The organism is Shewanella scandinavica, assembly GCF_031932065.1.
GTDB classification, from domain to species: domain Bacteria; phylum Pseudomonadota; class Gammaproteobacteria; order Enterobacterales; family Shewanellaceae; genus Shewanella; species Shewanella baltica.
This window is the reverse complement of record NZ_JAUOES010000035.1, coordinates 1-12,836: the sequence shown is the minus strand read 5'-3', so window position 1 is coordinate 12,836 and position 12,836 is coordinate 1. Positions and strand designations below refer to the sequence as shown.

Genomic DNA, 12,836 nt, shown 5'->3' with positions numbered 1-12,836 from the left:
CTTTGATGTCGATTTAAATACAAAAACGAACGATCCCATTCGACAACAATAACGCCAAGTACTGGCCATTCTCAGTGAATAACCCAATGATTAATCGAATCAATCACTCAACTCGACTAATTCATGCTGGCGAGGATCACCTGCGTGGCATCAAAACAGGCAAAACATGGCTCGCCGACAGCCAAACTCTGCATTTGGGTGAGTGGCATCACTGAATAGATGATGTCTTTACCATTAATATCTATGGCTAATTCGGCCTTATCGCCAAGTTCAGTCACACTCAGCAAACGGCCGCTGAGGCAATTTTGCCCATCCACTTCGCAGGCATGTGTCGTCGCCCGTACCGCGGGGGCTTTAAACAGTAACAACACCGATTTATCCAAGGCTAACTGCAAGCGCTCGCGGCTCGAATGGGTCACTGAAATCTGAATCTGTTGCCCGCCCGCTAAGGTCACGCTAATTTTGTCATTTAATCCAAATGAATCAATGCCATTGATACGACCCGTTAACTGATTACGGGCGCTAGTATTGAGTGAGAAATGCGCCATCACATCCAATAAACTGTGCATGTCGACGGACTCATCAAGCAAGGCGGCCAAGGCCATTGCTTGTACTTGGGAGGTGATGGAATACACCTTGAGCAAACGCTCGCCAAATTCGGTGAGTTTCGCGCCGCCACCGCCTTTGCCGCCCTTTTCGCTGCACACTACGGGTTCGGGCATGGCGGTGTTCATCTCATTAATCGCGTCCCACGCCGCTTTATAACTGATCCCCGCAAGCTTAGCGCCTTGGCTTATCGAGCCTGTGTTGGCGACCTGCTCAAGCAGGCTTATCCGCCTAGGATTGGCGAAGGGCTTATCCCCGAGGGAAAGCGTAAGTAATGCATGTAAATCCATCGTTTATCCCGCACCCAAGTCTGACTTGAGTCCTATTGTCCTTCATCACCTTGAGGATACCAATAAGATTGCCGAGATATTTCAGCGGATTAATACCATTAATCCACAAGAAACCACACACAGATCACTAATTGATTGTTTAGGGCTTGAATGATCGATATGTAGATTGGTATATAACGATCACTTTTTATCACGGAGGAACACAATGAAATCCATTCACCTTAAGCAATTACTGCGTTTTACCACGGCTTCATTATTCACAATGGTACTGACATCTAGCCCAGTTTTTGCGGCAGACAATGAGCAAGTGACAGTTTTTGCTGCGGCATCACTCACCAATGCCCTTAACGAAATCGGCCAGCAATATGAAAAAGAACACAATACTAAGGTGATATTCTCCTTCGCCTCTTCTTCAACACTGGCAAAACAAGTGGCCAATGGTGCGCCCGCCGATCTGTTTGTCTCGGCCAATCAAAAGTGGATGGATTATCTGGTCGATGCCAAAGCGGTCGATGTTAACAGCCGTAAAACCTTGCTAAAAAACACCTTAGTCTTGATTGCCGAAAAAAATAGCCCCATCACAGAGGTGGTGCTCAATGGCGATTGGGATATCAAAACCGCATTAAAAGGCAGCCGTATGGCCGTTGGCGATCCTGATCATGTGCCCGCAGGACAATATTCCAAGCAAGCCCTCGAAAATCTCAAGCTGTGGCAAGCTGCTGAGCCCTTACTCGCCCGCGCTAACAATGTCCGCGCCGCACTCGCCTTAGTTGAACAGGGTGAAGCGCCGCTAGGCATAGTGTATTCAACCGATGCGAAAGTCGCCCAGAAGATCAAAATCGTGGCCACCTTCCCAGAGACGAGCTACAGCCCAATTGAATACCCTATCGCCTTAGTCAAACAAGAATCGACGGCAAGCGCCAAAGCGTTCAATGAGTATCTGCAAGGCCCAAGCGCAAAAAATGTGTTTGAGAAATATGGCTTTGGAGTGAATTAGGGTGCTGATTGGTTCTTTGTTAAGCGGCTCTCTGCTAAGTGGCTCCCTTTTAAGCGACTATGAAATTGCCGCACTGCTGCTCAGTTTAAAGGTGTCATCCGTTGCCGTTATCGCCAGTTTACCCTTGGGTATTTTGTGCGCTTGGTTACTGGCAAGGGTCGAGTTTCCTGGCAAGGCTCTATTTGACAGTGTGCTCCATCTACCACTGGTGTTACCGCCCGTGGTAGTGGGTTACCTCTTGCTGATCAGCATGGGCCGTCAAGGTTTTATCGGCCAGTGGTTATTTAATTGGTTTGGCATCAGTTTTAGCTTTAGTTGGCGCGGTGCGGCTCTCGCGGCGGCGATAGTGTCATTCCCGCTGATGGTCAGAGCCATACGCCAATCCTTTGAAACCGTTGATATTCGACTCGAGCAGGCCGCACGCACTTTAGGTAGCAGTCGATGGCGGGTATTTCTCACCATCACACTGCCGCTCACCTCTCCAGGGATAGTGTCAGGAATGATTATCGCCTTTGCCCGCAGCCTAGGGGAATTTGGCTCGACCATTACCTTCGTTTCTAATATCCCAGGTGAAACCCGTACGATTCCGCTCGCCATGTACTCTTTTATTGAAACCCCAGGGGCCGAATATCAGGCCATGCGTCTATGCATTATCTCGATCGTTATCGCGCTCGCGTCTTTACTCGCCTCCCAATGGATGAGTAAAAAAGCCCTGCAGAGGACGGCAAGCGTATGTTAACAATCAATATTGAAAAACGGCTCGGACAGCTGCAACTGAAAGTCGATACCCAACTACCATTGCAAGGCGTGACAGCCGTTTTTGGCCGCTCGGGTGCGGGTAAAACCTCGCTAGTGAACCTACTCGGTGGGCTTTCAACCCCAGATTGCGGTGAAATCCGCCTCGGTGACAAACTGCTTTATCAACAAGGCAAAGTGAACCTTCCACCAGAAAAGCGCCATATTGGCTATGTATTTCAAGAGGCACGGCTGTTTCCACACTATAGCGTGAAGGGCAATCTCAACTATGGTGTGCGTAAAGCCAACCCAGTATTGTTCGATAGAATTGTGCAACTACTAGGGATTGAAAAACTCCTCAATCGCTATCCCAGTACGCTATCGGGCGGTGAAAAACAACGGGTTGCCATTGGCCGTGCCCTGCTGACATCGCCCGATATGCTGTTGATGGATGAACCGCTAGCGTCACTCGATTTACCCCGTAAACGCGAGTTGTTGCCCTACCTGCAAACCTTAACGCAGGAACTAAAACTGCCGATAGTGTATGTGAGCCACAGCCTAGATGAGATCTTACAACTGGCGGATTATATGCTGGTGTTGCATCAGGGAAAATTGATCGCCCAAGGCGCCTTAAGTGAAGTGTGGAATAGCGAGCAAATGCGGCCTTGGGTGCCATTGCAGGAACTCAGCTCACTCCTCAGTGCTAAGGTTGCCGACAGACATCCCGACTACCCCATGACGCGACTCGTGATGGATGATGGAAACTATTTGTGGGTAAGCGGCTATCTGACTGAAACGACAAAGAAACTCAAAGTGCGTATTCAGGCAAATCATGTCTCGGTTTGCACTGAGGTTCCCAAAGGCTCAAGTATCCGCAACCTACTAAAGGGAAAAATTAAAGACTTATATCCCAGCGATAACGGCGGGCAAATCCAATTAAAAATCGCCCTAGGCCGCGATGAACTTTGGGCCAACATCACCCCATGGGCCTGCGATGAACTGCAACTCACCCATGGAAAAGCGATTTATGCACAAATCAAAGGCGTGACTATGACGCAAATGGATATCGCCGAATCCCACTAGCTCACCCTAAAGCACCGAGCAAAAACCAAATTTCAGGCACAAAAAAACCGACTCTAGGTCGGTTTTAGTTCCTTCATCAGAAGGATTTGGTACCAGTGGCCAGACTCGAACTGGCACGCTTTTAAGGGCGGGGGATTTTGAATCCCCTGTGTCTACCGATTTCACCACACTGGCATATCAAATATGCACTTAGAAGCAATCAAACAACTGGCTGTCTCTAAGTGCTGGGAATTATACCTTTGCCCATGACAATGGCAAGTCTTTTGCCGCGACTTTAATACAAATTGCATTTAACCGCTCAAAAATCATGCTCTTGGGGTTATTCTGCGCCATGGGATAACAAAAAGGCGGTATATTCTTTATCACTTTTTTGGATATGGTTAACCAACCAAGCCTTCAAGAAAGTCATTAATTCGTCGGCAACATCTTCCCCTTTTACAACCCGCTTTTGAAAATCAAGTACTTGCCCGACTAACTTGCCGTGTTTTTCCTTATGACTGTCGGTTTGTGGGTAGCCAAAACGGGCAAAGAGCTCTTCTTCATAGGCAAAGTGATTGGCGGTGTAATCCACCAGCCCTTGCACGATACGTTTGATAGCTTCGAGCCCATAGTCTTCATTTAATGTACGGTGTAATTCATTGATCAATGAGACTAAGCGCTGATGTTGACGATTGATCTCTGGCATCCCTATGTCTAATTCAGGCCCCCATTTCACAAACAGTTTATTTTGTGCCTGAGTCGAATTAAAGAAAGCCGCATTCACATGGAATCGATGCAACAAGGAGCCGATTTCCTGCGACATGTTATACACTTTCAAGCTCGATAAGTTAGTGTTGTTGGTGTGAGATGCATTACTCAGCGCGAGTTCTGCCATCACAGTGATATTTTTATTAATTTCTTCAGCAACTGTGTGTTGTTGCCCTGATGCCGTGGCGATTTGATGGGACATATCGGTAATGGTCTCCACCTGAGCGACAATCTGCCCGAGTGCACTGTGGGCTTGATCAACCATATCAGCCGTTTCATCGGCAATAGCCACGTTTTTCAACATGACTTCAACACCATGTTGTGCACCTTTTTGTAAGGCGGCGATTTGTTGTTGGATTTCAACCGTGGCTTCAGATGTCCGCTTAGCGAGATTACGCACTTCATCGGCGACAACGGCAAAGCCGCGACCATGCTCGCCAGCTCTCGCACTTTCAATGGCAGCGTTTAAGGCGAGCAAGTTGGTTTGCTCGGCCACCTGCGAAATGGTTTCGATAATGCTACTGATATTGTTGCTGTCGGCGGCCAAGTGCTCAATTACGGTTCGAGTGCTATGGATCTGCTCTGACATAGCGCCAATTTTAGTGACTATGCCATTCATGATTTGGTCGCCATGCTTAGCAGAACTTTGGGCAATGTCGGCAGCTTTCGCCGCACTGACTGCATTTTGCGACACTGCTTGCACGCTTGAAACCATTTGCGTCATCGCACTGGCAGCCAGTTCAGTTTGATGCTCTTGTTCTAACACGCCTTGTTTGGCCTGCTCACTGATGACCTTGATATCTGAGGCGACTTTTTTCATCCCCTCGCAGGTATCAGACAAAGATAAAATCGTGCGGCTGACATCCTCGCCCATGCGGTTGATGCTATGCACGACCTTAATGAACACGCCCGCATCTTTCTCCTCTAATTGATAGCTTAAATCCCCCTCACCTAAATGATGGGCGGCACGCTCAAGCTGCCTTAAATTGCGAATTAATTTATTGATGTTGAAAATTAAAATGCCGGCGAGCGCACTTAAACACAGGATGGCGACAAAGTGCCCTGTGATCACTAAACAATAGAGTGGATAAATCAGCAACAGCAGTGGCGCAAAGATAGAATTATATCCCATTGAATCCTTACGACTTTTATTAGAATCCATTTTTTACTCCTTTAAAAAACTAATATCGCAGCATTCATCTAAAAAACCAAAACCAATAAATAGCATGGTGCGATAACGAAATATCGATCTGGTTAAGTAGATTAATCCTAGACACTAACAGAAGAAGAAACAAAGCCAAATTATTTGAACTCATCACTGTTAAGCATAGCCTCAAACTTGACCAAGATCACAGAGTTAACTAAGAGTTATCGCTTTGTATTCCCATGTCGATTTTTTATTGATCGAGATCAGTATTTTAGCTATCGAATATCGCTAATTTAGAGAGGACTTCACAGGAAAGAGGATTTCAGTCATGGCATTTTGGTTAGATCTAATGTTTGGTAACCCCATAGGCTTACTTTCAATGATCGTTATCTTTAGCACAATAGGGATAGTGTCTTATATCACTTGGATGTTCATTGTGAAGTCGGCACCGAAACAATAGTTTTTGCTCCAGTTGTTCTTCATGTTCTTGTATAAATGCAAAATCTAGGGGGTTTTTATCACCCCCATTTTTTGTTGTCTCGCTTTTCAGAATGTTGCAACTCATCTAAAGCCAGCACTCATCCTAGCGAGACAAAACACGCCTATGCAGCGTGTTTTCTGTTTTGTACTAGACCATTTAAAAATTGCGGACGCGCTTTAATCAACGACTGCATCTCTTCCTGGCTCGGCTCACCCGCAGGCAAACGCAGCACATCGCGGTTGAGATACATGCGGGCCTTCATGGCAATCTTATAGTCGGCTGTCGGTCCCTGAATCGCATAATGGCGCTCGTTACCGAGTTTTTCTAAGATGCAGGCATTCAATAAACTTTTCACAGCGGTTTCATTTTGCGGCAGAGTCAAAATTGTGGCGCCCTGAAGAAAGAACTCTCTGACTAACGCTCGCTCAGCGGGATCAAGCAGGTTCACTTTAGCTTCAATCGTCTCAATAACACGCTTATCACTTAAATGACGAATTGATTCATCTAAGCCTAAGTTAATCAACTGGCTCAAAAAATAGGCGATAGATATGATTAGGCCTAATCCAACAAACTGCGCATGTTCCGGCACAAATTTATCGAGCGCCAGCACTGCCAACACGTTCGGAGGAATAAGGAGTAAGACAGTACAACTCACCATTAGCCACAGCATGACTCTGAACATCATTTTCTTTGGACTAACAAACTTAACTGAATCCAGCTTGAGTTTAAACATAGTGCTATCCCAGTGACAAAAAATTGAACTTATCGGCTAATAAGCAAATTCAATGCCATAAATGAGGAGATATTTCGTTGATTTTATTCGCAAGAAAATGCACTTTCTGGATCTGTAGGTCTATGCTTATAAGCATCTCAAGCCGCTATTGCATAAAGAAAATTTAAGATGCTGACATTCTTTAGCCAACTTATCAAAAGTCCCATAGGCAGGCACCTTACCTTGTCTATTGTACTTTTTAGCTCTGTTATCACCTTAATCACCACTGCCTATCAGTTGATCAGTGATTATCGCAATGACGTTGTGCGCATCGACAGAGTGTTTTCCAATATGGAAAAGGTGAACTTAGATGTTCTCGCCGCCAGTATTTGGGTGATTGACGAGCGGCTAATTAACACTCAGCTCAATGGCTTAATTCAGCTGCCCGATATTAACTACATTTCGATTAAAGATGACAGCGGCCAAGCATGGAATGCAGGCGAGCAAAAGCAAGAACACTCCTTAGATAAAACCTTCCCGCTAGTTTATAAATCCCCGACCGAGAGCATTAATGTCGGCACACTTGAAATACAAGTCGATGTCGATGCCATCTATCAGCGCTTGTATGATAAAGCCATTATCATTTTGCTCTCTAACGGAATAAAGACCTTCTTAGTTGCTGGATTTATTCTGTTTTTAGTATGGTTCAATATTACCAAGCACTTAGATAAACTCAGTCAATACTGCAAAGGTATCGACCTAGATCAAGAATACGAGCCGCTGCAATTTGCCCGCCAAGAAAAAATTGATGAGTTTAAACAAGTCGCCGACTCCATCAACAGCATGCAAGTACAACTGAGAAGCTCCTTTGGCGCCTTAAAGAAATCTAAGGCTGAACTGCAAACAGCCCTAGAAGACAGAGAGCGGCTACTCAAGCTCGAACGTAGCTATAAAGAAGAACTCGCCAGACAAGTCAAAGAAAGGACCATAGAACTAGAACAATCCCTTAGCGCACTAAAACGGGCGCAACAAGTGTTAGTTGAGCAAGAAAAAATGGCGGCCTTGGGAGGACTGGTGTCAGGGGTTGCCCACGAGATCAACACACCGATTGGCATTTGTTTGACGGCGGCGAGTGCACAGCTGAGCCATATTGAAGAACTGATCGATCTGATCCACAGCGATCAAGCCACCTTAGACGAAATCAATGAGATCCTTAATGAGTATCAAGAAAGCTGTGAACTCATAGTCCGCAATATCACCAAAGCCAGTAGTTTGATCCAAAAATTTAAGACGATCGCCATCGATCGCAGTCATGAAGAACACCAACCTTGTAACTTAAGTCAGCAACTCCACGAGATTTTGGAGTCAACATTGATTATGCATCCGCATGTCAACGCCGTTACTGAAATCAGCGTAGAACCCACACTCAATATTCAAACCAATATCAGCTTATTGAATCAGATTGTTAGCAATATTCTGTCGAACGCCTTTACCCATGCTTTCCAAGGACGCGAAGATAATATTATCCACATCAGCGCCACAGTGGATGAAGAGTCGATTCTAATTAGCATCCAAAATAATGGTTTAGAAATTCCAGCCGATGTCGCTGAACACATGTTCGAGCCATTTTTCACCACCAATCGTAATAAAGGCGGCACGGGCTTAGGATTATCAGCAGCCTTTAATGCTGCGACGCTGTTAAAAGGCACTATGAGTTATCGCGCAGACTCAACACTTGGTGGCCCGCAATTTGATATCAGATTTCCGTACACTCAATGTGAGCCTACGGTCCCCAGTGTCCAACACGATTTTTATATCTAGATATAACGCAGTGGAATGACCAATATTGAAGTGATACTCACCGCTCATACGAGCGGTGAAATCATGGGTAGAAAAACCTTAACCCTTTAAAGCGTTTCTTGAGCCTGTAGTGCCAAACGCGCTAATACTCGACTTGCCGCCACAAAACCAAATGTTCCAGTAACCATAGTGACAGCGCCAAAACCTGAAGCACAATCCATTCTCATACTGCCATCGGCCGCCGCTTTAGTACCACAAACAGAACCATCGGCTTGCGGATAAACTAACTGCTCACTGGAAAAAACCGCATCTATCGCAAATCGGCGTTGCACGTTTTTAGAGAAGTTATATTCGCGGCGCAAAATATTGCGCACTTTGGCTAACAAAGGATCTTGGTAAGTTTTAGCGAGATCAGTTAACTGAATTTGAGTCGGATCTGTCTGGCCACCCGCACCACCGACAGTAACAATTTTGATTTTTTGACGCTTACACCAGGCAATTAACGCAGCCTTTTGCTTAACGGCATCAATACAGTCAATAACATAATCAATATTGCCGCCCTCTTTAGCCCCGAGCAAATACCCGCCTAAATTATCCAATGTAATAAAATCTTCTATTTCATTCACTTGGCAATCGGGATTAATTTCACGGATCCGCTGCGCCATCACAGCGACTTTAGAGCTGCCAATAGTGGAACTGAGCGCGTGAATTTGACGATTAGTGTTAGTGACACAGATATCGTCTAAATCCATCAAGCTTATCTGCCCAATGCCGCTTCGCGCTAAGGCTTCTGCCGCCCAAGTACCTACGCCACCAATACCAATCACCACCACGTGGGATGTAGCAAATTTAGCCAGAGCCTTTTGTCCATACAAACGGCCAATTCCGCCAAATCGATTTAGATAGGCCTCAGTCATAAATACTTACCTTATATTACTCAATAACAGCAAGAGCGCTTGCCCTAGCATCGAAGTGATGCCAGCAGGGACAGCTTAATAGCAGCACTAAAAATGTGCGGTGGATTCTAAACGATCTGGACATAAATCGAAATCAGATCCGCAGACACATAACACCAGATGCAAAAGGATACGATTGCCAAGTAAGCGTAATAAATGCAAAGACTCATAATGCATGACCGAACAACTCGGTAATCAACATAATTAAAAGCTGTATTTTACTTGTAAAACAATATGTTGAATAAACCGCTCTTTATATGAAACTTGATCCAGATCACACTTTATTACTGAAAGTCTGTGCAGACTTTGCCACACAAAAGCTCAACAGCATGCATAGATACTTAAGTTATCCATGCATATAACAGCGATAAGCACAGGAAAATGAAGATGAAAAAGACTCTGCTGACTACGGCTATTATTTCTAGCCTCACACTCTATTCATTCACAGCACTCGCCGATGGCCCTGAATTCTATGGTCATGCTGATCTTGCGATTACCAACTCAGACACAGGTTATGCAACTCAAAACCAAAAGGACGGCACTGTCCTTGAAAACAACTTCTCATGGTTAGGTGTAAAAGGTTCTGAAGCTGTCAGCCCCTATTTTGACATCATTTATCAAATGGAATTTGGCGTCGAAAACTTTGATAACTCAAACAAGACGTTCAACGCCCGTAATACTTTCCTTGGTATCAGAAGTGCGGCTGGTACTGCCTTAGTGGGCCGTAACGACACAGTATTTAAAGCAGCAGAAGGTAGCTTCGATCTTTTCGGTAATACCAATGCTGATATCGACTTACTGGTTGCAGGCCAAACACGCTCCGCCGATGGCATTTCTTACTATTCACCTAAAATTGCCGATCTGGTGACGCTTAATGCCACCTATCTGATGAGCGATAACTATGATCAAGTGGATAGCAATGGCGACGAGGTGTACAGCAAAGATCACATGTATGCTCTGAGCGCCACCTTAGGGGATAAAGCCTTTAAAGCACAAAACTACTACGTCGCTGCCGCCTATAGTGATGGTATTGATAATGTCGAAGCCTACCGTGGTGTGGCCCAAGCTAAATTCGGTGACGTGATCTTAGGTGCCTTATATCAACACAGTGAACATGTGGATGATAAGTTTGCCAATCTCTCAGGTGATACCTACTTCGTCAACGCGGCTTACTTAATTGGCGACTTGAAATTGAAGATGATGTACGGCAAAGATGACTCAGGTTTAGGTAAATACGTTAGCCGTTATGTCGGTGACCAAAACAACAGCGGTTTGGAACAGGTTCGCGATGTTGACCTGCAACAGTTCAGTGTGGGTGCGGATTACCGTCTGAGCACTAAGACTATGGTCTATGGTCACTACACGCGCTTCGATGGTGATCTTATGTTGGCCGATGTGAAGCAAGACCTTAATGACAACATCTTTACTGTTGGTTTACGCGTTGATTTTTAAATAGATTAATAAACTAACCACAAGGTTATTTCTTGATAAAAAAGCGGCTTCGGCCGCTTTTTCTGCTTAGATATCGTCCCCAAACACATATCCATAGCCGATATGACAGACTTGCTACAGTATTAGTATATGCTACAGTTACCCTCGCCGACCCACTGTCTAAGGCAATCCGCCTTACCTACCACTTAAGTAGTAAGTGAAAAATACAGTTTTGCACCTTTCAGGTAAATTTGCAGTCAAGGTATAAGGAAATATCCTAGAAATAGCCCGAATATGGACAAGGAGAGCCAAAAACATGATCTGCACCACAGCCTGCGAGTCGTAAAACTGTAAAAATCGGCTGCAACTTTGTTACCGACTCAGGTAACAAATGCGTTAAACCACACAAAAACCATGAAAAATGGAAAAGAACTTAGGTTCGAGGGAGCACAAAACATGAAAAAGACATTCATCTCTGCATCAGTTGCATCAGTATTGGCATTGGCTTCATTCGGTGCGCTAGCCGAAGGCCCAAGCTTTTATGGTCGTTTAGAGCTTGCTTTAACCCATACTGACACTGGTGCTACCCTACAAGCAGGTACTAACGGCTTAGATGCAAACTATGCCGATGAGAATAACGCAGGTACTTATTTAGAAAACAACTTTTCTCTATTAGGCGTTAAAGGCTCAGAAAAAATCGCTGATGGTTTTGACGTTATCTATCAAATGGAGTTTCAAGTTGAGAATACTTCAGAAACAACGACATCAAGCAATCCAATTAAAGCGCGCAATACCTATTTAGGTTTAAAAACTAACGCAGGTACTGTGTTAGTCGGTCGTAACGACACAGTATTCAAACAAGCCGAAGGCGGTGTGGATATTTTCGGTAACACTAACGCCGATATCGACCGCTTAGTTACTGCTCAGCAACGAAGTGCTGATGGTGTTTGGTACTACTCACCTAAGATTGCTAACTTAGTTACACTGAACGCGACTTACCTATTTGATGACAACAACGATACTGTTGCAAAAACATCTGAAAGCTTATACGCAGTAAGCGCGACTTTAGGCGATAGCAAATTTAAAGAACAAAATTACTATGTTGCTGTTGCCTATAATAAAGGTATTTCAGGTGTTGATGCCTACCGTGGTGTGGCTCAAGTTAAATTAGGCCAATTCAAAGTCGGTGGTTTATTCCAGCAATCAGAAAACGTTGTGAATAGCGATATCGATGGCAATACTTACTTCGTGAACGTTTCTTACGATCTGAACGGCGTAAACCTGAAAGCTGAATATGGTGCTGATGATGCTGGCTTCGGTAAATACTACAAAACACTAGGCAGCAAAATCGTTGCTGATGATATCAACGTACAAAACTTCAACGTAGGTGCTGACTACCGTTTATCCAAATCAACTATGGTATACGGCCAATACGCTATGTACCGTGGCGATTTTACTATTGCTAATGCTAAAACAGATCTACAAGATGACAACGTATTCTCTGTAGGCGTACGTTACGACTTCTAATCTCTTAACCAAGAGATAATTAAAAACCTACTGTAGCAATACAGTAGGTTTTTTTATGTCTCGAATCGAATAAAAGGTCGAGACTCAGGCGATAAAAACAAAAAAGCCATATATGGACGCTCCCGGTGAGTCAAGATAATACTCTGCTTACCGAAGGCTTTTTGGCCTTAGTTTTCTGTACAACATTCTCACTCTTATCGTTGCTTTTGATGTGCTCATTTACCGCTAGAAGCGGTTGTACTGCCATATATTCGGGCTTAACAGCCAAGCTGCGCCCCTAATGAAATCCGTACCACTGCGCCGGTCAATTGAAACACCCATGCG

At 44.8% G+C, this 12,836-nt stretch carries 11 protein-coding genes and 1 tRNA gene; 7 read left to right on the top strand and 5 right to left on the bottom strand.

Annotated elements, in window-relative coordinates:
* Positions 1-116: 116 nt before the first annotated feature.
* Entirely contained in the window at positions 117-896 is a 780-nt protein-coding gene (locus Q4Q50_RS20485) for a TOBE domain-containing protein (protein WP_311900888.1), read from the bottom strand.
* A 205-nt stretch (positions 897-1,101) separates the two neighbouring features.
* Between Q4Q50_RS20485 and modA the strand changes: the two genes are divergently transcribed.
* The 3 genes from modA to modC are packed head-to-tail and all read left to right on the top strand — an operon-like array spanning position 1,102 to position 3,711.
* Positions 1,102-1,893, top strand: a complete 792-nt coding sequence (gene modA / locus Q4Q50_RS20480) for a molybdate ABC transporter substrate-binding protein (RefSeq protein WP_311900886.1) — start codon at positions 1,102-1,104, stop codon at positions 1,891-1,893.
* Positions 1,894-1,909: 16 nt separating this feature from the next.
* Entirely contained in the window at positions 1,910-2,632 is a 723-nt protein-coding gene (modB, locus tag Q4Q50_RS20475; protein WP_371830306.1) for a molybdate ABC transporter permease subunit, read from the top strand.
* A complete protein-coding gene (modC, locus tag Q4Q50_RS20470; protein ID WP_311900884.1) occupies positions 2,626-3,711 on the top strand; it encodes a molybdenum ABC transporter ATP-binding protein ModC in 1,086 nt (361 codons plus the stop codon). The genes modB and modC overlap by 7 nt, the downstream gene beginning before the upstream one ends.
* Before the next feature lie 87 nt (positions 3,712-3,798).
* Here the strand turns inward: modC and Q4Q50_RS20465 are convergent.
* Positions 3,799-3,885 (bottom strand) — tRNA-Leu (locus Q4Q50_RS20465).
* 145 nt (positions 3,886-4,030) lie between these two features.
* On the bottom strand, positions 4,031-5,620 hold the full coding sequence (locus Q4Q50_RS20460; RefSeq protein ID WP_311900883.1) for a bacteriohemerythrin: 1,590 nt from the start codon (positions 5,618-5,620) through the stop codon (positions 4,031-4,033).
* Positions 5,621-5,933: 313 nt separating this feature from the next.
* Between Q4Q50_RS20460 and Q4Q50_RS20455 the strand changes: the two genes are divergently transcribed.
* Positions 5,934-6,065 (top strand): DUF3149 domain-containing protein, encoded by a 132-nt coding sequence (locus Q4Q50_RS20455; protein WP_006083014.1) that lies wholly within the window; start codon positions 5,934-5,936, stop codon positions 6,063-6,065.
* Between the two features lie 142 nt (positions 6,066-6,207).
* On the opposite strand, the gene Q4Q50_RS20450 is transcribed toward Q4Q50_RS20455, so the two are convergent.
* Positions 6,208-6,819: a superinfection exclusion B family protein gene (locus tag Q4Q50_RS20450; protein WP_006083015.1), complete on the bottom strand. Its 612-nt coding sequence runs from the start codon at positions 6,817-6,819 to the stop codon at positions 6,208-6,210.
* 168 nt (positions 6,820-6,987) lie between these two features.
* Between Q4Q50_RS20450 and Q4Q50_RS20445 the strand changes: the two genes are divergently transcribed.
* Positions 6,988-8,619 carry an ATP-binding protein gene (locus Q4Q50_RS20445; protein WP_311900881.1) on the top strand — a complete coding sequence of 544 codons (1,632 nt, stop codon included), beginning with the start codon at positions 6,988-6,990 and terminating at the stop codon, positions 8,617-8,619.
* 86 nt (positions 8,620-8,705) lie between these two features.
* Here Q4Q50_RS20445 and tcdA read toward each other — a convergent pair whose 3' ends face one another.
* Positions 8,706-9,515, bottom strand: coding sequence for a tRNA cyclic N6-threonylcarbamoyladenosine(37) synthase TcdA (gene tcdA, locus Q4Q50_RS20440; protein WP_311900880.1), 810 nt, complete (start codon positions 9,513-9,515; stop codon positions 8,706-8,708).
* 426 nt (positions 9,516-9,941) lie between these two features.
* On the opposite strand from tcdA, the gene Q4Q50_RS20435 reads away from it, so the two are divergent.
* Entirely contained in the window at positions 9,942-11,006 is a 1,065-nt protein-coding gene (locus tag Q4Q50_RS20435; protein WP_071938617.1) for a porin, read from the top strand.
* Between the two features lie 435 nt (positions 11,007-11,441).
* Complete coding sequence (locus Q4Q50_RS20430; protein WP_311900879.1) at positions 11,442-12,512, top strand: porin; 1,071 nt, start codon at positions 11,442-11,444, stop codon at positions 12,510-12,512.
* The last annotated feature ends 324 nt before the right edge of the window (positions 12,513-12,836 follow it).

What these genes read in the sequence shown, in the direction of transcription:
- Q4Q50_RS20485 (WP_311900888.1), bottom strand. Translation starts at nt 896, where the DNA reads ATGGATTTACATGCATTACTTACGCTTTCCCTCGGGGATAAGCCCTTC.
- modA (WP_311900886.1), top strand. Translation starts at nt 1,102, where the DNA reads ATGAAATCCATTCACCTTAAGCAATTACTGCGTTTTACCACGGCTTCA.
- modC (WP_311900884.1), top strand. Translation starts at nt 2,626, where the DNA reads ATGTTAACAATCAATATTGAAAAACGGCTCGGACAGCTGCAACTGAAA.
- Q4Q50_RS20460 (WP_311900883.1), bottom strand. Translation starts at nt 5,620, where the DNA reads ATGGATTCTAATAAAAGTCGTAAGGATTCAATGGGATATAATTCTATC.
- Q4Q50_RS20455 (WP_006083014.1), top strand. Translation starts at nt 5,934, where the DNA reads ATGGCATTTTGGTTAGATCTAATGTTTGGTAACCCCATAGGCTTACTT.
- Q4Q50_RS20450 (WP_006083015.1), bottom strand. Translation starts at nt 6,819, where the DNA reads ATGTTTAAACTCAAGCTGGATTCAGTTAAGTTTGTTAGTCCAAAGAAA.
- Q4Q50_RS20445 (WP_311900881.1), top strand. Translation starts at nt 6,988, where the DNA reads ATGCTGACATTCTTTAGCCAACTTATCAAAAGTCCCATAGGCAGGCAC.
- tcdA (WP_311900880.1), bottom strand. Translation starts at nt 9,515, where the DNA reads ATGACTGAGGCCTATCTAAATCGATTTGGCGGAATTGGCCGTTTGTAT.
- Q4Q50_RS20435 (WP_071938617.1), top strand. Translation starts at nt 9,942, where the DNA reads ATGAAAAAGACTCTGCTGACTACGGCTATTATTTCTAGCCTCACACTC.
- Q4Q50_RS20430 (WP_311900879.1), top strand. Translation starts at nt 11,442, where the DNA reads ATGAAAAAGACATTCATCTCTGCATCAGTTGCATCAGTATTGGCATTG.